This is a genomic window from Streptacidiphilus alkalitolerans (assembly GCF_042511045.1).
Classification (GTDB): Bacteria; Actinomycetota; Actinomycetes; order Streptomycetales; family Streptomycetaceae; genus Streptacidiphilus; species Streptacidiphilus alkalitolerans.
In genome coordinates this window covers 159987-178102 of record NZ_JBHEZX010000002.1, presented here as the reverse complement: position 1 = coordinate 178102, position 18116 = coordinate 159987, and the positions used below count along the sequence as shown (strand labels likewise).

Below are 18116 nucleotides of genomic sequence, written 5' to 3'. Positions count from 1 at the left end.
CGGGCCGGAACCGGGACGGCCTCATTGGAACCCCTGCGACGCGGACGGGCACTGAGACTCCTCTGAGAATGAGCGGCGATGGTGGGTCGCGTGACGGATCCCGCGACTGCGAACCCGGAGGCCGGTGTGACCGACCGCATCCTTGACTGCCTGGTGATAGGTGCGGGGCCGGCCGGCCTGCAACTCGGCCGGCTGCTGCACGAGCAGGGCCGGGACTACCTGATCCTGGAGGAGGGGAGCGTTCCGGGGAGCTTCTTCACCGTGTACCCCCGGCACCGGCGGCTGATCTCGATCAACAAGCCGCACACCGGAAGCCGGGATCCGGAGTTCAACCTGCGGATGGACTGGAACTCCCTGCTCTCGCCCGACCCCGAGCTGCTGTTCACCCGGTACAGCGAGCGCTACTTCCCCGACGCCGACGACATGGTGCGCTATCTGGCCGACTTCGCCGACCGGTCAGCTCTCCACGTCCGGTACGGCAGCCGGGTCACCGAGGTCGGGCGCGAGGGCGAGGACGGCTGCTTCACGGTCGGCGACGAGCGGGGGCGGCGGTACCGGGCGCGGCGGGTGGTCGTGGCCACCGGGGTGAGCCGGCCGTATGTGCCGGAGATCCCGGGGATCGAGCACGCCGAGCAGTACGCCACCGTCTCGGTCCGGCCCGGGGACTTCACCGATCAACGGGTGCTGATCATCGGCAAGGGCAACTCGGCGCTGGAGACGGCGGACAACCTGGTGGAGACCGCGGCGGTGATCCACGTCGCGGGCCCGCACTCGCTGCGGTTGGCGTGGCAGAGCCACTTCGTCGGCCACCTCCGGGCCGTCAACAACAACTTCCTGGACACCTACCAGCTCAAGTCCCAGAACGCGGTGCTCGACGGCACGGTGCAGCGCATCGAGCGGCAGGGGGACGGGTACCTGGTGCGGTTCTCCTTCTCCCGCGCCGACGAGGTGGTGAAGGAGCTGCGGTACGACCGGGTGATCGCCTGCACCGGGTTCCGCTTCGACGCTTCGGTCTTCGCCGACGGGGCCCGGCCCCGGCTGGTGATCAACGACCGCTTCCCGGAACTGACCAGTGCCTACGAGTCGGTGAACGTCCCGGGCCTGCACTTCGCCGGAACCCTGACCCAGCAGCGCGACTTCAAGGTCTCCACCAGCGGCTTCATCCACGGCTTCCGTTACGGGACCAGGGCCCTGCACCGGATCCTGGAGCAGCGCCACCACGACCGGCCCTGGCCGAGCCGCGAACTGCCGGTGAAGGCGGGGGACCTGGCCGAGGCCGTGGTCGAGCGGGTGAACCGGACCTCGGCGCTGTGGCAGCAGTTCGGGGTCATGGCCGACGTCCTGGTGGTGGACGGCGGGTCGGCCCGGTACTACGAGGAGGTGCCGGTCGGCTATGTGCACGAGGGCCTGGTGGAGCCCAGAGACGCCGACGTCTTCACGGTCACCCTGGAGTACGGGCCCGACCACGACAAGGTGGACCCGTTCGACATCAGTGTCCGGCGGGTGGCACAGGACGCGGTGGGCACCGCCCATGACGCCGCCTACCTGCATCCGGTGGTCCGGCACTACCGCCGCGGTGTCCTGCGCGCCACGCACCACCTGGCGGAGAACCTGGAGAACGAGTGGAGCAGCGCGGACGTGCACGTGGCACCGCTGCGGGCGTTCCTGGCCGGCGCGGCCCGGGCGAGCGTGGACTGATGGACCATCAGATGTTCTTGAACGTAAGGGACTTCGAGGAAGTCGCGCGTACCCGGCTGGACCCGGTGTACTACGACTACGTGGCCGGCGGCGCGCGGGACGAGGTGACGCTGCGGGCCAACGAGGAGGGCTTCCAGCGGCTGAGCCTGCTGCCGAGGGTGCTGCGCGGCCGGGAGAAGCGGGAGCTGGACGTCTCGCTGTTCGGCAGCCGGGCCAGCATGCCGGTGCTGCTCTCGCCCACCGCGTTCCACCGGCTGGTCCATCCGGAGGGCGAACTGGCCACGGCCAGGGCGGCTGCCGCGGCCGGGGCGATCATGATCGTGAGCATGGCCAGTACGGTGGCGGTCGAGGAGGTCGCCGCCGCCGCCCGCGCCGCTGTGCCGGACCGGGCGCCCGCGCTGTGGTTCCAGCTCTACCTCCAGCCGGACCTGGAGTTCACCGAGGCGCTGGTCCGCAGGGCGACCGAGGCCGGCTGCACCGCACTGGTGGTGACCGTCGACTCGCCGGTGCTGGGTCTGAGCGAGCGCAACAAGCGCAATGGATTCACCGACCTGCCCGAGGGCCTGCGCTGTGAGAACCTCCGCGAGCTGCGCGGCGGGGAGCCGGGCAGCGTGCGGCAGATCGTCATGTCGCCCGAGCTGAGCTGGGAGCACGTGGACTGGCTGCGTCGGCACACCTCACTGCCGATCCTGCTCAAGGGCGTGCTGCATCCGGAGGACGCCCGGCTGGCCCTGCGGCACGGGGTCGACGGCCTGCTGCTGTCCAACCACGGCGGCCGACAGCTGGACAGCGTGCCGTCCACCGTCGACCTGCTGCCGGAGATGGTGGACGCGGTCGGCGGGCGGATCCCGGTCCTGCTGGACGGCGGGGTCCGGCGCGGGACGGACGTCGTCAAGGCGCTGGCCCTGGGCGCGGCGGCGGTCGGCGTCGGCCGGCCGGTGGTGTGGGGGCTGGCCGCGGACGGGGAGCGGGGCGTGCGCCGGGTACTGGAGCTGCTGCGCGAGGAGTTGGACCATACGCTGGCCCTCTGCGGGGCGGGCAGCCTGCGGGATCTGACCCCGGATCTGGTCCGGCGGACGCCTGCGGGGCGCGGGTGAGCGGGCCGTGGTGGGTCGCCGTCACGGCGCTGGTCGCGGCGTCGGCGGTGGCGAGCCTGCCGTACTGGCTGCCCGACGCGGTGGTGGCGCTGCGGGTGCGGATCTTCGCCTGGGTCAACGGCGAGGAGGGCGTGCCGGTCCCGGGCGGACTGGTCGGCACGGACGCGTTCAAGCGGGTGTACTCCCATCCGGCGGCCGACGGACGCAGCCGCGGTGCCGCTCTTTCCGACCTGTTCTGGTACTGGCTGGCTCCTGGTCCCGAGGTGCACCAGGAGCACCTGGAACCCGGGCCGCGCTACGAGGAGGTGGCGCGCAGCACCCGGGAGATCCTGACCGGCCTGGACCGTGCGGGCTGGGCGGCACTGGTCTCGCGGCGGGCCGGGCCGCTGCTGGACGCGCTGCCCGGCGACCGGACCAGCTTCGTCCGCTTGCGGGACCTGATGATGCCGCTGTGGGCCGAGGTCTACTACGAACTGGTCTTCGCCGAGCCGTGTCCGGCAGCGGCCCGCGAGCTGATCGTGGCCAACGCCGACGACGTGGTGAGCGCGCTGAAGTGCACCCGGCTGCGGCACATGGGGCGCCGCGACCGGCTGACCCGCTACCTGGCGCAGCGCATCGCCGAGGGCGCCGCCCCGGACGCGCTGCCCGCGTCGCTGACCGCCCGGGAACAGGGCTACTACCTCCAGGGGACGTTCTTCAACACCGCGGTGGTACAGATGTCCGAGGCCATGGCGCACCTGCTGCTGGCCATCGCCGCCCACCCCGAGGTCCAGCTGAGGCTGCGGGCCGATCCGGACGACGCCGCGTACCTGGACCGGGTGATCGACGAGGTGATGCGGCTGTACCCGCTCTTCGGCGTGGCCCACCGGATCACCTCCGCCGACATCGCCGTGGACGGGGCGACCATCCCGACCGGGTCGGTGCTGCTGTTCAACTACGCCGAGTACCAGCACGCGGGACTGGCGGACGGCGATCGGTTCGACCCGGACCGCTGGCTGGAGGTGTCCGCTCGCGACATCAACTTCCTTCCGTACGGGGTGAGCGCCAATCGTCCCTGCCCGGCGCGGGGGATCGCGCCGATCGGGATGCGGGTGGCCGCCCGTGAGGTGCTGCGGCGGTTCGTGCTGAGCTCGTCGGCGGTGCACAGCCGCTCCCTGCCCAGCCGGGGCCCGTGCCTGCTGGCGCCGGTGGGTTCCGGCGCTCCCTCCGCCCGGCCGGGGGCAGCCTCGGGGCCGGGGGCGGCGCGGCTGGCGCTGCTGCGGCTGCGGGACCGGTGGGAGGGGCTGGGCCGGAGCATCGTGCAACTCGTCCTGGGCAGCTACATGGTCTGGGACGCACGCCGCCGGCGGTTGTGCCAGGAGTACTTCGCGTCCCAGGAGCAGGAGGCACGAACGTGACCGTCACCGAACTCGCGCCGAGGTTCTTCCTCGCCGCTGTCGTCATCCTGCTCGTCTGCCGGGGAGTGTCGTGGGCGCTCGGCCGGGTGCGCCAGCCGCCGGTGGTCGGCGAGATGATCGCCGGGGTGCTGCTCGGCCCCTCGCTGCTGGGCCTGCTGGCCCCGGGGTTGGAGCGGGAGCTGTTCCCGCCGGCCCTGCTTCCGGTGCTGTACGTGGTGGGCCAGGTCGGCCTGGTCGCCTTCATGTTCCAGGCGGGGCACGAGTTCCGGTCCTACCTGTCGCGTGCCATCGCCGGTACGGCGGTCACCGTGTCGGCGGCCGGGATCACCGTGCCGCTGGTCCTGGGCGCCGGCCTGACCTTTCTGGCGCGCGGGCACGTCGACATCTTCGTGCCGGGGGTGTCCACCGGAGTCTCGGCGGCATTCGTCGGAGTGGCCCTGGCCATCACCGCGTTCCCGATGCTGGCCAGGATCATCACCGAACGGGGCCTGGCCGGAAGCCGCTTCGGCTCGCTCGCGCTGGCCAGCGGTGCGCTGGACGATGTGGTCGCCTGGATCCTGCTCGCCGGGATCCTCAGCGTCCACACCGGTCGGACCAGGCCGGTGCTGGAGGCCGTCGGCGGAGCCGCGCTGTTCGCCGCCGTCGTGGTGCTGGTGCTGCGCAAGCTGCTGGACCGGGCCATGGCGCATCCCCGGATGAGCGAGGAGGCCCGCCTCCTGGTCACGGTCGCGGTGCTCTTCACCGCCGCCTGGTTCACCGACGAGGTGGGGCTCTACTCGGTGTTCGGCGCGTTCGGCATCGGGATGGCGATGCCGCGCACGGCCCCGGCCGAGCGGGTGGTGCACACCACCAGCTACAGCACCCGGACCGTCTTCCTGCCGATGTTCTTCACCTACTCGGGCCTCAACACCCGGTTCTCGCTGCTCGACCGGCCCGCCCTGCTGCTGTTCTCGCTGGCTGCCGTCGTCGCGGCCGTCATCGGAAAGTTCGGCGCCTGCTGGGCCGTCGCGCGGCTGCGCGGCGAGCCCAACGCGGTGGCCGCCCGGCTCGGCACGTTGATGAACGCCCGTGGGCTGATGCAGCTGATCGCCCTCAACGTCGGGCTCCAGGCCGGACTGGTCAACCACAGCCTTTTCACCGCCCTGGTCCTGGTCGCCCTGGTCACCACGGTGATGACCTCGCCGCTGCTGTCGCTGCTGGACCGGCGCTCGCCGGTCCCGGATCCGGACCAGGACCCGGCAGCGGCCGGCCTTCCGCCCGTGGAGGTGCAGGCGCGGTTGACCGCGCAGTGAGCCGCTGCTGCCGGTGGATCGCGCCGTGTCCGGTGCCGGGCCTCGCGCCCGGCCGGGGGCGGGGCCGGGGGCCGGGGCATTGCGTCTTCCATGCGCATGCCACAATCACCCCGATGACCGAGAATGTCCCACTCTCCGGTGCTACCAGGTTACTTCTGGTCGAGGACGACCATGAGCTGGCCGCGATGCTGGCCACGCTGTTCACCGGCGAAGGCTACGAGGTGGACCTGGCCGGAGACGGGCAGCAGGGTCTGCACCTCGGCCTGAGCCGCAGCTACGACGTCATGGTCGTGGACCGCCGGTTGCCGGCGCTCGACGGCCTGGAGATGCTCCAGCGACTGCGACGGCGGGCGGTGACCGCCCGGGTCCTGATGCTCACCGCCCTGGGCGACCGGTACGAGCGGGTCCGCGGGTTGGACGCCGGCGCGGACGACTACTTGGTCAAGCCGTTCGATGTGGACGAACTCCTGGCGCGCACAAGGGCTTTGACCCGCAGGTTCCTGGACCAGGCGCAGCAGCTGCCGATCGGCGCGGCCCTGCTGGACGTCGAGGCGCGCGATGTCGTGCTGCCGGGCGGGCAGCGGATACCCCTGTCCCCACGGGAGTTCGAGCTGCTGCTGACGCTGGCGCTGCGACCGAGGAACGTCCAGACCCGCCCGCACCTGCGGGCCCGGGTCTTCGCCGATTCCAGCGCGGAATCGATCGTCGACACCTATGTCTACTACCTGCGCCGCAAACTCGGACGGACGGTGATCCGCACCGTACGCGGACTCGGCTACCAGATCGGCACGCTGTGAACGGGCGTACGGGGAACGGGCGTACGGGGAAGGGGCGCGCCGCGGCCCCCGAGCGGCGGGTGCTGCGCGCCGTCCGGATACGGCTCACCCTCCAGACGGCCGGTGTGATCACCGTCGTGGTGCTGCTGCTGGGCTGCCTGACCTACTGCCTGTTCGCCCGCTACCAGCGGGCGGAGGTGAACCGCTCGCTGCAGTACGCCCTGCGGTCGAACCGTCCGGGCCACGACGACCCCTGCACCTGGCTCTATGTCGAGCAGGCCGGGCGGATCGGGCGGCCGGCACAGTCCCCGGCCGGGCTCCCGCTGGCGGACGCGATCCGGCAGACCTCTCTCGACCACCGGACCCGGACCGTCTCCGTGGCCCGGGACGGCACCCACTACGCCGTCCGTACCGAGCAGCGCGGGAACGAAGTGTTCCAGGCCGTCTTCGACGAACGCTATCTGCGGTCCGCCCGCCACCAGGTGCTGTTGACCCTGCTGACCGCCGAACTCGTCGGCCTGGTCCTGGCCCTGGTCACCGGAGCGGGCCTGGCCCGGCGGGCGATCACCCCGCTCGGCCGGGCGCTGACCCGGCAGCGGGAGTTCGTCGCGGACGCCAGCCACGAGCTGCGCGCTCCGCTCACCCGGCTGCACACCCGGGCGCAGCTCCTTGCCCGGCAGCGGTCCGGAAACCTTGCCCCGGAGACCGCCGGGGAACTGGAACGACTGGTCACCGGCTCCCGCGAACTCGCCGAGGTGATGGATGACCTGCTGCTGTCCGCCAGTCTCGACGCGCCTGCGGCCGGACGTTCCCGCATCGACATGGGCGCCTTGGCCGAAGCGGCCGTGGAGGCGGAGCGGCAGCGTGCCGCACAGGCACAGCTGACCCTGCACCTGACCCGCTCGGACGAACCGATCGAGGTGTACGGCAGCGCGTCACCGTTGCGCCGGGTGCTCGCCGCCCTGCTGGACAACGCGATCGGGCACAGCATCCCGGGTGGGAGCATCCGGGTGGCCCTGCGGACCTCCGACGAGGGGCATGCGGTCGAGGTGACCGTGACCGACAGCGGGATCGGCTTCGACCCCGCCGACCGGCGGCGGATCTTCGAGCGGCTGACTCACAGTGGTGAGGGTCGCGGGCGGCGCTACGGCATAGGTCTGGCCCTGGTCCGCAACGTCGTCGAGGCCCACGGCGGCACCGTGTCCGCCACCGGACGGCCAGGAGAGGGAGCGGAGTTCACCGTGCGGCTGCCGGCCGCGGGTGACTCCGGCAGCAGCCGCTCGGCAACCCTCCGGCACGGCTACGGCCGAAGCCTGCGCCCCCGGACCCGTCGCCCCTCCCGGTAGGCGATCTTCGGCAGTCCTACCGTCGGACCAGGCGGCGGACGATCAGGAACACGGCCAGGGCGCTGACCGCCGCGGCGATCATCAGGTCCGGCCGCTGCCGCACCACCTCGGTGGTCTGCTCGGCCTTCTCCACCACGGGCTCCGGCATCTTCTCGCGCACCTTCGCCACCGCTGCCGCGCCGCCCTCGCGCACCGGGTCGACGACCGACTCCTGGGCGAGGCGCGCCGCCTGGGCGATCCCCTCCTTGGCCTGCGTCCCGGCTGCCGTTGCCGACTCCATCGCCTCGGCCTTGACCTCGGCGGCCTTGTTCCTCGCCCGGGTCCTGACATCGGCCTTCGCCGCAAGGGCCTGGACGGTCTCGCCCAGTTCCTCGCGGGTTCCCTCGACCATCGCGCGCAGTTCCTCCGGCGTGGGTGTGCTGTTCCCGTTCTCGGCGTCCTTGCTCATCGCTTCACGTTCTCCTTGATCGTCTCGACATCCGCCTTGAGACCTGCGACCGCTTGTTCCGGGGCGGGCGGTACTGCCCGTGCGACCTCGCGCTTGCCGGCGAGCGCAAGGACCGCGGCGACCAGGAGCAGCACCGCGGCGACGATCAGGGCCGACGCCCAGACCGGCACGGCCATTGCGAGACCCGCGATCGCCGTCACTACCAGGGCCTGCAGGCCGAGGACAGCCAGCAGTCCGGCGCCGCCGAACAGGCCGCCGCCGATACCGAGGCGCTTGCCCTTCTGGGACATCTCCGCCCGCGCCAGCAGCAGTTCCTCCCGTACGAGCTGCGAGATCTGCGCGGTGGCACGGGAGACCAGGTCCCCGACCGGGGCGTCGGCGGCGTTCCGTGCCGCCAGAGTCTGCTCTGTGGGCTCCATCACCGCTCACCACTTCCTGTTCTGTGCTTGAAGGCGCGGCTACCCGTAGGGCCCGGACCCATGCACCGATTGCCGCGCACCCCGTTGATCAGCGCAGGGCGGGGTAGGCGCCATGAGAAGACAGGAGGAGGGCAGTCCCATGGGATCGAATGATGTCGGTCGTGGTGAGGCAGTTGTGGCTGAGGTCGCTGCGGATGCGTTGGAGTGCGGACCATGTCCTCAGGGCTGACCCTGGAGGCGCGGCCGAGGCAGGGAACCCAGGCCGTGCTCGCGCTCGCGGGAGTCCTGGACCTCGACAGCGCCGATGCTCTGGCTGCCGCGGCTTCGGACCTGGTCGAACGGGGCAGCTGCGACCTGGTCCTGGAGATGGCACAGGTGACGTTCTGTGACTCCATGGGCCTGAACGCGCTTCTGCGGGTGCTGCGTCAGGCCAAGGGCGCGGGAGGATCGCTGACTCTGCTGTCCCCGTCGGATCCGGTCAAGCGGCTGCTGTCCATGTGCGGTGTCGACCAGATTATTTCCGCCCATGACGGCCCCTCACCCGGGTAGGCGGACGCCGCGCACCTGAGACCGCAATCCGCATGACAGTGAAGTGCCACAAGAGAGAGGCGGTCCCACCCCATGGCTGACCTGACCGGAAAGAGCAGTTTCGCATTCCCCGAACGCCTGACGGACCAGGAGATCAAGCAGATCGAGGACGCCTTGGCGACCCACGGTGCCAGAGTCGATGCAAAAGCGCAGACCTTCACTCCCGACTCCGAGCCGTCCACGCACACATTCGCCTGCACCTTGGAGGCGTCCAACCAGATGGCCGCGGACAACGCGGCGGGCGTGGTCCTGGGACGAGCCCTCCACGACTGCGGATACCTCGCCGACCCGCGGCGATGACCACGACGGAGGCAGGGCCAGTCTGATCGGCCGCTCGGGCGGCAGACGCGGTGTGAGCTCAGATGATTCGTGTCGTGCGGATCTGCGCGTTTCCATGCGGCTACGTTCGGAATCGCATAGGAATTTCTGCGAGCATCAGATGTTCCACCGGCGCTGTCCCGGCGGACCGCCCGCCCGCTGAGCTGAGAGGCCGTCATGACGACTCCGACCCCGGTGATTTTCATCCATGGACTGTGGCTGCACGCCACATCGTGGGAGCCCTGGTCCGACCTGTTCCGGGACGCGGGCTATGCGCCCTCCGCTCCGGGCTGGCCCGGCGACCCCGAGACCGTGCAGGAGGCGCGCGACCGTCCCGAGAGCATCGCCGACCACGGCATCGACGATGTCGTCGACCACTTCGCGGCGATCATCGCCGGATTGGACGCCAAGCCGATCCTGATCGGCCACTCCTTCGGCGGCATGATCGCGCAGAAGCTGCTCGGGCAGGACCTGGCCGCCGCGGCCGTCGCGATCGACGCCGCGCAGATCAAGGGTGTGCTCCCGGTGCCGCTGTCAGCGCTGCGCGCCACGCTTCCGGTGTTCAAGAACCCCGGGAACAAGCACCGGGCGGTGTCGCTGACGCCCGATCAGTTCCGCTTCGCGTTCGGCAACGCCCTGACCGCGGAGGAGTCGCTGGAGCTCTACGAGAAGTGGACCATCCCCGCGCCCGGCAAGCCCTTGTTCGAGGCGGCGTCCGCCAACTTCAATCCGCACTCGCCGGCCAAGGTCGCCACCGACAACCAGGGGCGCGGCCCCCTGCTGCTGATGGCCGGCGGCCAGGACCACACCGTGCCGGAGGCCGTGGTCCGCGCCACCCTCAAGCAGTACCGGCACTCCGAGGCGGTCACCGACATCGTTGACTTCCCCGACCGCGGCCACTCCCTGACCATCGACAGCGGCTGGCGCGAGGTCGCCGACACGGCCCTGGCCTGGCTGCGCAACCAGGCCCTCTAGACCGGTTCGTCCTCACTCCTTCCCTCCCCCACTCCGCTCCTGAAGGAATCGACATGGACCTCCTGCTGTCCGGCCGGACCGCTGTCGTCACCGGCGCCAGCCGGGGAATCGGCCTGGCCGTCACCCGTGGCCTGCTGGACGCCGGGGTGCGCGTCGCCGCCGGTGCCCGCGAGATCACCGCCGAGCTGGCTGCCCTGGCCGAGGGCGGCAACCTGCTCCCGGTCGAGGTGGACCTGACCGAACGGGACGGCCCCAGCAGGCTCGTCGAGTCCGCCGTCACGGCATTCGGCGGCGTGGACATCCTCGTCAACAACGTCGGCGGGGTGCGACCCCGGGTCGACGGATTCCTGGCCGTGACGGACGACGACTGGACTTGGACCCTGTCCGTCAACTTCCTGGCCGCCGTGCGCACCACCCGCGCCGCCCTCCCACACCTGCTGCAGAACGACGGGGGGAGCATCGTCACCGTCTCCTCGGTCAACGCGTTCCTGCCCGACCCCCTGGTCATCGATTACGGCGCCGCGAAGGCCGCTCTGTCCAACTTCTGCAAGGCGCTGTCCAAGCAGGTCGGTCCACAGCGGGTCCGGGTCAACACCGTCAGCCCGGGGCCGGTCACCACCGCGCTGTGGCTGGCCGACGAGGGCGTCGCCGCGACGGTGGCCCGCGCCGCGGGCGGCACTGCGGCGGACATCGCCGAGCGGGCCGCTGCCGACGCGCCCACGGGCCGCTTCACCCGTCCCGAAGAGGTCGCCGACCTCGTCCTGTTCCTGGCGAGCGGACGTGCCGCGAACATCACCGGCGCCGACTTCGTCATCGACGGCGGCCTCGTCAGCACCCTGTAGCCCCCCTGATCCCGCGCGGTTCCGGTCCACTCCGGACAGCTCCTGGCGTCCTGTTCTCTCCCGGTGGCTCGGCTTCCCTTTATGGGCAAGGTAATTAACCAAATGCTGGAGAAGCCTTGCCCTCCGGCATTGGTCTAGGCCAAGGTGTGCTTGACTCCACCACGTCAAACACGGAGGTGCGCCGCCATGGCCATCGATGACCTGGACCTTCCCGCACCGCCCGCCAGCGCGGCCTCCGCACGTCCGGTGGGCGCACGGGTCGTCCGGCGGCGCTCGGTGCTGGCCGTCGGGGCGGGGCTCACGGCCCTCCCGCTGGTCGCCGCCTTCTCCGGTCCGGCCGATGCCGCGACGACCCGCGGCGCGGCCCCGGCTGCCGAGCCCGGAGCCGCAACCGAAGCCGCAGCCTCTGGCGGGGCCGCTGGCGGGGCCGTCAACACCACCAAGGCCACCACCCAGCACCCCCTGTACATCGGCGGATACACCACCAGCTCCGCCCAGGGCGTGGGCCTGGCCACCTACGACCCGGCGACGGGCAGGCCGACGGCGACCGGAACCCTGGCGGGCGTGGCCAACCCCTCCTTCCTGGCCCTGTCCGGCTCCCACCTCTACGCCGTGGACGAGCAGACCAAGGGGGCGGTCACCGCGATCTCCGTGGTCTCGCCCGGGCATCTGACCTCGCTGGGATCCCAGAGCACCGGCGGCTCCGGTCCTTGCCATGTGTCGGTCCACCCGGCCGGACGGCACCTGCTGAGCGCGAACTACGACTCCGGCAGCATCGCCGTGCACCCCATCGCCGCCGACGGCAGCCTCAAGGCGCGCAGCGACCTGGTCAAGCACACCGGATCCGGCCCCGACCCCGACCGGCAGGACGGGCCGCATGCCCACATGGTCATCAGCGACCCCCAGGGCGCCTATGTGCTGGCCGTCGACCTGGGTACCGACTCGGTCTACAGCTACACCCTCAACACCACCACCGGAAAGCTGACCCCGGTCTCGCAGGCGAAGGTCGCTCCGGGCACCGGGCCGCGGCACCTGGCCTTCCACCCGTCCGGCCAGTACGCCTACCTGGCAAACGAGTTGGGCAACTCGGTCATCGTCTGCCGCTACAACCCGAGCACCGGCGCGCTCACCCCCGGCCGGCCGCAGCCGACCGTCCCGTCCGGGGCGCCCACCACCCCGCGCAACTACCCGGCCGAGGTCGTCGTCTCGCCCGACGGGGCCTTCGTCTACGTCTCCAACCGCGGCCACGACAGCGTGGCCAGGTTCGCGGTCGGCAGCGCGGGCGCCACCCTCACCCTGCTCGACGCGGTGCCCGCGGGCGGGGCCTACCCCCGGCACATCAGCCTGGACCCGACGGCCACGCTGCTCTTCTCCGCCAACCAGAACTCCAACACCGTCACCGTGTTCCGGCGCAACACCACCACCGGCGCCCTGACCGCGACCGGAACCCCACTGACGTCCACCAGCCCGGTCTGCGTCCTGCCGGTCCAGTGAAGCGCCGCACAGACTCCGACCGGTTGTCCGGCCTGCCCCCTCCTGGCGCCGTTCATGCCACACGGCCTAGTTCTCGGCCGACTTCTGCTTCGCCCGCCACTCCGCTCCCGCGCGCTGGATGCGGTCCCACAGGGCAGCGCGGTCGGCGTCGTCGACGGCCGATAGGTCCAGGTGGAACACGTCCGTTGCGAGCTTGAACAGCTCCTCGGCGGACTCGAGGAGCCGTGTCGTGCGCCGTCCGGCCCCCTCGTCGCGCGTGAACTCGTCATCCAGCACGAACTCGGCGCCGCCCGCGTCGCGGCGGAAGAGCTCGAACCACATGACGTAGGGGGACTGCGGCGACGTCGACAACTCGGTGTGGCAGCTCCTGAAGTCCTCCCACGTGGCCGGTGCCAGGGTGAAGTCCATGCTGTGGAAGGTCGTCTGCGCCGGATCGGTGCAGAACCGCCAGGCGTCCGGGCCGATCTCCGGCAGCGGCCGCAGCTCGAAGCGGAAGGGACCCTGGACGTGGACGCCCTCCCGAAGCGGGATGGGCTCGTGGTGCGAGTTGGCCAGGCCGACGTCGACCGACCAGCGTTCGCCGTCGATCACGACGGTGAGGGCCATGTGCGTGGCGTATTCGTCGGCGGTCGCCTTGGCGGTCGCGACGGAGCCGTTTATCTGGCCGCGATGCATGGTGACGTCGTAGCCGAGGACGGTCAGCAGCTCGCAGAAGGCGTTGTTCAGGTTGAAGCAGTAGCCGCCCCGGCCGGCCAGGATGCGGGCTATGGACTCGGCCGGATCGATGCCCTGCGGGCGCCCGAGCTGGATGTCGACGTTCTCGAAGGCGATGAGCTCGACGTGTGCGCGGTGCAGCCTGCGCAGGGTGTCGAGCGACGGAGCGCCGAGGGACTGCGGGTCGTCGACGCCGAGCCTGGCCAGGTAGGGCGCGACCCAGGCGCGATGATCGTTTGTCTTCAAGGTCATGGCTGCGAACACTAGTACAGCGCCACATGAATCCCCCATGGATTTATGCGGCGCCGCACCGGACCGCGTCGGGCGGTGTCCGGTGAGTCGTCGGCGGGCCCGTCAGAACCAGAACGCCTTGATGACCGCTTGCCCGGCCCGGGCTGCCGTCCGGTAGAAGGCCGCCAGCCCTTGGTGGTGGCTCAGGTAGAACTCCCGGGCGAGCGCCGGATCATCTCCCCAGGCAGCGCCGACCGCGGCCCCGGAGGCGCCCCAGAGCGAGTCGAAGTCGGTGCGGAGCTGCTGCTGATCCCCGCCATGGGGCACGACCGCCCCCGTGCACTCTGGCCGGAGATCATCGATGCCCTGGCAGCACACAGCGGCTGGAGATCGTGCTGGACCTGGAAGGACCGGTCAGGCAGCCGACGCCCCCTCCTCGGCCACGACCTGGATGATGGTCTTGCCGGGTGTGCGGTGGCGGCGGCCGAAGGCGGAGGGCGTCTCGGAGAGCGGGCGTACGGCGCCGACGAGGGGCTTGAGCCGGCCGTCGCGCAGGCGCTGGGCCAGATCGGTCAGCCGGGCGCGGTCGGGTTCGACGACGAAGAAGACGGCTCGCGCGTCCTTGGGCTGCACGGTGGGCGGCATGGCGATAGTGACGAGGGTGCCCCCCGGACGGACCAGCGCGGTCGAGCGTTCGAGGATGTCGCCGCCGATGACGTCGAACACCACGTCCACCTGGTCGGCGTGTCGCAGATCGTCGGCGTCCAGGTCGAGGAAGGTGTGCACGCCGAGGCCGAGCGCGACCGCGCGGTCATCGGCTCGGCCGGTGCCGATCACCCGAGCGCCCACCTCCCGGGCGAGTTGGACGGCGATCGAGCCGACGCCGCCCGCGGCGCCATGGATGAGGACGGTCTGGCCGGTCGTGAGCTGGGCGTGGTCGAACAGTCCCTGCCATGCGGTCAGCCCGGAGATGGGCAGCGCGGCAGCCGCGGTGTGGTCGATGTCAGCCGCGAGGGGAGCGAGGTTGCGGGCCTCCACCGCGGTGTATTCGGCCAGGGATCCGTTGCGGGTCCAGTCGGTCAGTCCGAACACCCGCTGGCCTACGGTGAGGCCGGTGGTTCCGTAGCCGAACTCGACCACGGTGCCGGACAGCTCGTGTCCGGGGATGCTGGGTGTCCGGTCGCGGCCGGAACGATCGGACCACGTCGCCGGCCAGTCGAGCTCTCCGGGGGTGAACCCTGCGGCGTGCACGCGCACGATGACGTCGTTCTCGCTGGCGTGGGGATAGGGCATGTCGGTCAGGGTGAGGCCGCCGACGCCCGCGTCACGGTCCCGTACGGTGATTGCCTGCATTGCTCGGATCCTCTCAGGGGCGGGTCTCGTGTGATGATCGGTCAGCTCGGCCAGGGCGACCGGAGGATGCGCTCAACGGTAGTCGTGCGCCGGAACCCGGGGATAAAGTGTTCGGGTACGTCGGAGTTTACGGTCCCGTTCGTCGTATCGAGGCGATCCTTGAGCCCGTCGACGTAGGTGCGCAGAAACTCGTTCTTGAAGTCCCCGCGTGGTTCGGCGGCGAGGATTGCGCCCAGCTGGTCGGGGTCCGGGCCGTCCGGGCCGAAGCCGAGCACGTCGGTGGAACGTGTGCGCGTGGTCGGCACCGCCGACTTCGAAGCGCTGCTCGACGTTCCGGTTGCACGCCCCGACCTGACACCATCCGTGATGGCGCGGCGCAGGCCTCGATCGTCGGCGTCGGGAAGCAGGAGAGTGAGGGTGTTCGGGAAAGCGGGGGAGCTCAGTGGGAACCTTCAGTCGGGTGTCGGACACATCTAGAGCATGGAACTGAACGACGCTGGGCCTGCCGCGCTGGCCGGACGGATGTCCGACCGGGAGTTGTGGTCGCTGGCCGTCGACGGCGACCGGGAGGCCTTCGGTCGGATCTTCGACCGGCATGCGAAGACCGTCTACAACCACCTGTTCCGGCGGACGGCCGACTGGTCCGAGGCCGAGGACCTCACGTCGACCGTGTTCATGCATGCCTGGCGCCGGCGCTCGGAGACGGTGTTGGACCGAGACTCGGCCCTGCCGTGGCTACTGGGCATAGCCGACGGCCTGGTGTCCAACACCAGGCGGAGGCTGCGGCGGGCGGAGGCATTGCTGCACCGGCTCGTCTCGCACAACGAGGCGGTGGGCGACCATGCGGACCGCGTCGCCGGCTTGGTCGACGACGAACGTCGGATGTCGGAGATCCACAGGGCGCTGGCGCGGCTCCCGCGCCATGAACGCGAGGTCGTCGAACTCTGCGTGTGGTCGGGCCTCGATCAGCAGGCGGCCGCGGCGGCGCTGGGGGTGGCGGTCGGAACCGTGAAATCCAGGCTGCACCGGTCGCGGCGGAGATTGAAGGCCGACCTCGTCGGCGGACGTACGGCGGTACCGGCGTCATTCAGTTCGAAGAATCCCGTCAATGTGGAGGAGGTCGCACGATGAATGACATGCAGGGCATTCCCGCGGCTCCCCCCGATCGTGATCTGCCGAACCATCGGCGGATCCGAGAGGAACTGCTCATGAAGATCGATCCCGAGGACAAGCCCGCGTCGCTGCGCCGCAGTTGGGGACTGCCGCTTGGCGTCGCCGCTGCTGTCGCTGTGGTGAGCGTCGTGGCTGTGACCGCTTTCGGCGGGCACACGACCGCCAAGCCGGTGCTCGACACCACCGCCCTCGGCACTGGAATCCCGACCGGCGGCGCCACCGCGTCGCCGAGTCGCAGCGTGACGCCGAGCACCGGTGCGACCCGGGGCGCCGGGTCGGCCGGAGGCGGCTCGGTGTCTGCGGGCCCGGTGACCTCCGCACCGGTCTCGTGGACGTTCACCAGCGGGAGGACGACCCCGATCGACGCCGGGACCGTCGCCAAGATCCTGGCCTCCTGCCTGGGCTCGGACGCCTCGAAGTACCACGCGGTGATCGCCGTCCGCACCCCCGTCGCCTCGCGCGACTGGGACGGCGCGGTCATCGCCGTCAACTCCGCGGCCCAGTACGTGCAGTGCGAGACGAAGGGCGACCGGGGCACCAGCCAGGACTCCCCACCGACCTTCATCAACAACCGCCTGTGGAACGCGGGTCACACCGTCGAGTTCTTCGACTCCATCGGTGAGCCGGCCGGCCAGGGGCAGTACCTCTCGCTGGGCGCCGGGCACTACACGTCCCATGTCGCCAAGATCACCGTCAGCTACGGCTCCAACCCGACGGAGTACCCGGCGACCATGGCGGGCGGTGCGTTCTTCTACGCGTCGGACATGACCACCGGCACGTCCGGTTCCTCCGCCCCCGCTACGTCCGGTGCCGGCTCCTCCGGCCACGGCTCGTTCGTCGCCGGGCCGACCCCGTACCTCCATGCCTACGACGCGGCCGGCAAGGAGATCTACAACCAGGTGAAGGATTCGTAGGTCGGCCTGCCCAGCGCCACCCTCACTGCTGCCCCGGCGGATCGGCCGGGGCAGCAGTGAGCAGGTCCTACGGAAGGGGGAGTCGCTTCTTGGCCTCTTCGTAGAGGTCGTCGGGCAACGGCCCCTTCTGGGCGACGGCGATGTTGCCGGCCAGGTGGGCCGGATTGGCGGTGCCGACGATCGTGGTCGACAGGCCGGGGTGGCTGAGCGTGAAGCGCAGGACGAACTCCATGTTGCTCATGCCGGCCTCGCTCAGGAGGTCGGCGATGCCGGAGGTCTCCCAGTTCTGCTGGGCGACGCCGGGAGTCTGGCTCAGCGGCCCGCTGCGCCAGTTCTTGTCCTCCGCCGCGGCGCCGCGCGCCGCGCCGCCCCGGATCAACGTGCCCGCGCCCGCGTCGGCGGCCCGGGTGATGAGCGCCTCGTGATCGCGCTGGACCGCCGAGTACGGGATCTGGAAGACGTCGAAGACATCCATCGCGAGGTGATCGGGCAGGTTCGGCAGGATGCCCGACATGCCGATGAAGCGGATCTTGCCTTCGGCCTGGAGATCCTTGAGCGTCTCGACCGTGCGGTCCTCCCGGAGCGTCGCCTCGCTCGGCGACATGTGCACCTGGACCAGGTCGAGGCGGTCGGTGCGCAGCCGCCGCAGCGACCGCTCGACGTTGGCGCGGACGTTCCCGGGACTGAAGTCGTGTGGGTAGGGCGGCGGCGCGTCGGTCGGCGTCTCGAACGGGCAGCCGCACTTGGAGGAGAGGAAGAACTCGTCCCTGCGTCGGCCGAGGTGAGTGCCGATCAGTTCCTCGCTGCGGCCGTAGTCGGGCGAGGTGTCGATCAGGTTGATGCCACCGTCCAGGACCGCGTTCAGCAGACGGCCGGCGTCGTCGTCCGTCATCTCCGGGCCGCGCGGCACGCCCCTCAGCTCCATGGCGCCGTAGCTGAGGATGGTCACATCCTCCCCGGTACTCCCGAGCGCTCGCTTCATGATCGTCATGCTTCCTCATAGTACGCCCGAAGGACCCCGGCGATCCGCGATGCTCGTGC

The 18116-nt window shown here is 70.8% G+C and carries 20 protein-coding genes; 13 read left to right on the top strand and 7 right to left on the bottom strand.

Annotated features, from left to right (window positions below; all coding sequences use genetic code 11):
• Positions 1 to 126: 126 nt before the first annotated feature.
• The 6 genes from ACEZDG_RS04630 (at position 127) to ACEZDG_RS04605 (ending at position 7606) form a co-directional block, all read left to right on the top strand.
• Positions 127 to 1698 (top strand): NAD(P)-binding domain-containing protein, encoded by a 1572-nt coding sequence (locus tag ACEZDG_RS04630; protein WP_380502627.1) that lies wholly within the window; start codon positions 127 to 129, stop codon positions 1696 to 1698.
• 11 nt (positions 1699 to 1709) lie between these two features.
• The gene (locus tag ACEZDG_RS04625) at positions 1710 to 2795 is read left to right on the top strand and encodes an alpha-hydroxy acid oxidase (protein ID WP_380502624.1); all 1086 of its coding nucleotides are present in this window, start codon (positions 1710 to 1712) and stop codon (positions 2793 to 2795) included.
• Complete coding sequence (locus tag ACEZDG_RS04620) at positions 2792 to 4192, top strand: cytochrome P450 (protein ID WP_380502621.1); 1401 nt, start codon at positions 2792 to 2794, stop codon at positions 4190 to 4192. The genes ACEZDG_RS04625 and ACEZDG_RS04620 overlap by 4 nt, the downstream gene beginning before the upstream one ends.
• Positions 4189 to 5484, top strand: a complete 1296-nt coding sequence (locus ACEZDG_RS04615; RefSeq protein ID WP_380502618.1) for a cation:proton antiporter — start codon at positions 4189 to 4191, stop codon at positions 5482 to 5484. Before ACEZDG_RS04620 ends, ACEZDG_RS04615 begins: the two co-directional genes overlap by 4 nt.
• Before the next feature lie 113 nt (positions 5485 to 5597).
• Positions 5598 to 6281: a response regulator transcription factor gene (locus ACEZDG_RS04610; protein ID WP_380502615.1), complete on the top strand. Its 684-nt coding sequence runs from the start codon at positions 5598 to 5600 to the stop codon at positions 6279 to 6281.
• On the top strand, positions 6278 to 7606 hold the full coding sequence (locus tag ACEZDG_RS04605) for a sensor histidine kinase (protein WP_380502613.1): 1329 nt from the start codon (positions 6278 to 6280) through the stop codon (positions 7604 to 7606). The genes ACEZDG_RS04610 and ACEZDG_RS04605 overlap by 4 nt, the downstream gene beginning before the upstream one ends.
• Positions 7607 to 7622: 16 nt before the next feature.
• Here ACEZDG_RS04605 and ACEZDG_RS04600 read toward each other — a convergent pair whose 3' ends face one another.
• Complete coding sequence (locus ACEZDG_RS04600; protein WP_380502610.1) at positions 7623 to 8054, bottom strand: DUF3618 domain-containing protein; 432 nt, start codon at positions 8052 to 8054, stop codon at positions 7623 to 7625.
• On the bottom strand, positions 8051 to 8473 hold the full coding sequence (locus ACEZDG_RS04595) for a phage holin family protein (protein WP_380503828.1): 423 nt from the start codon (positions 8471 to 8473) through the stop codon (positions 8051 to 8053). Before ACEZDG_RS04595 ends, ACEZDG_RS04600 begins: the two co-directional genes overlap by 4 nt.
• A gap of 213 nt (positions 8474 to 8686) precedes the next feature.
• Between ACEZDG_RS04595 and ACEZDG_RS04590 the strand changes: the two genes are divergently transcribed.
• The 5 genes from ACEZDG_RS04590 to ACEZDG_RS04570 all read left to right on the top strand — a co-directional run bounded on the left by ACEZDG_RS04590 (position 8687) and on the right by ACEZDG_RS04570 (position 12690).
• Positions 8687 to 9022, top strand: coding sequence for an STAS domain-containing protein (locus tag ACEZDG_RS04590; protein WP_380502607.1), 336 nt, complete (start codon positions 8687 to 8689; stop codon positions 9020 to 9022).
• Between the two features lie 72 nt (positions 9023 to 9094).
• Complete coding sequence (locus ACEZDG_RS04585) at positions 9095 to 9361, top strand: hypothetical protein (RefSeq protein WP_380502604.1); 267 nt, start codon at positions 9095 to 9097, stop codon at positions 9359 to 9361.
• A gap of 195 nt (positions 9362 to 9556) precedes the next feature.
• Positions 9557 to 10354 (top strand): alpha/beta hydrolase, encoded by a 798-nt coding sequence (locus ACEZDG_RS04580; protein WP_380502602.1) that lies wholly within the window; start codon positions 9557 to 9559, stop codon positions 10352 to 10354.
• Between the two features lie 53 nt (positions 10355 to 10407).
• Entirely contained in the window at positions 10408 to 11196 is a 789-nt protein-coding gene (locus ACEZDG_RS04575; RefSeq protein WP_380502599.1) for an SDR family NAD(P)-dependent oxidoreductase, read from the top strand.
• A gap of 186 nt (positions 11197 to 11382) precedes the next feature.
• Positions 11383 to 12690 (top strand): lactonase family protein, encoded by a 1308-nt coding sequence (locus ACEZDG_RS04570; RefSeq protein ID WP_380502596.1) that lies wholly within the window; start codon positions 11383 to 11385, stop codon positions 12688 to 12690.
• 66 nt (positions 12691 to 12756) lie between these two features.
• On the opposite strand, the gene ACEZDG_RS04565 is transcribed toward ACEZDG_RS04570, so the two are convergent.
• From ACEZDG_RS04565 to ACEZDG_RS04550, 4 genes are all read right to left on the bottom strand, one after another.
• Entirely contained in the window at positions 12757 to 13656 is a 900-nt protein-coding gene (locus ACEZDG_RS04565; protein ID WP_380502593.1) for an arylamine N-acetyltransferase family protein, read from the bottom strand.
• 102 nt (positions 13657 to 13758) lie between these two features.
• Positions 13759 to 13962, bottom strand: coding sequence for a hypothetical protein (locus tag ACEZDG_RS04560; protein ID WP_380502590.1), 204 nt, complete (start codon positions 13960 to 13962; stop codon positions 13759 to 13761).
• 87 nt (positions 13963 to 14049) lie between these two features.
• On the bottom strand, positions 14050 to 14988 hold the full coding sequence (locus ACEZDG_RS04555) for an NADP-dependent oxidoreductase (protein ID WP_380502587.1): 939 nt from the start codon (positions 14986 to 14988) through the stop codon (positions 14050 to 14052).
• 41 nt (positions 14989 to 15029) lie between these two features.
• The gene (locus ACEZDG_RS04550; RefSeq protein ID WP_380502584.1) at positions 15030 to 15293 is read right to left on the bottom strand and encodes a hypothetical protein; all 264 of its coding nucleotides are present in this window, start codon (positions 15291 to 15293) and stop codon (positions 15030 to 15032) included.
• A 175-nt stretch (positions 15294 to 15468) separates the two neighbouring features.
• On the opposite strand from ACEZDG_RS04550, the gene ACEZDG_RS04545 reads away from it, so the two are divergent.
• Positions 15469 to 16119 (top strand): RNA polymerase sigma factor, encoded by a 651-nt coding sequence (locus ACEZDG_RS04545; RefSeq protein WP_380502581.1) that lies wholly within the window; start codon positions 15469 to 15471, stop codon positions 16117 to 16119.
• 77 nt (positions 16120 to 16196) lie between these two features.
• Entirely contained in the window at positions 16197 to 17075 is an 879-nt protein-coding gene (locus tag ACEZDG_RS04540; RefSeq protein WP_380502578.1) for a hypothetical protein, read from the top strand.
• A 67-nt stretch (positions 17076 to 17142) separates the two neighbouring features.
• On the opposite strand, the gene ACEZDG_RS04535 is transcribed toward ACEZDG_RS04540, so the two are convergent.
• Complete coding sequence (locus tag ACEZDG_RS04535; RefSeq protein ID WP_380502575.1) at positions 17143 to 18057, bottom strand: aldo/keto reductase; 915 nt, start codon at positions 18055 to 18057, stop codon at positions 17143 to 17145.
• Between the last annotated feature and the right edge of the window lie 59 nt (positions 18058 to 18116).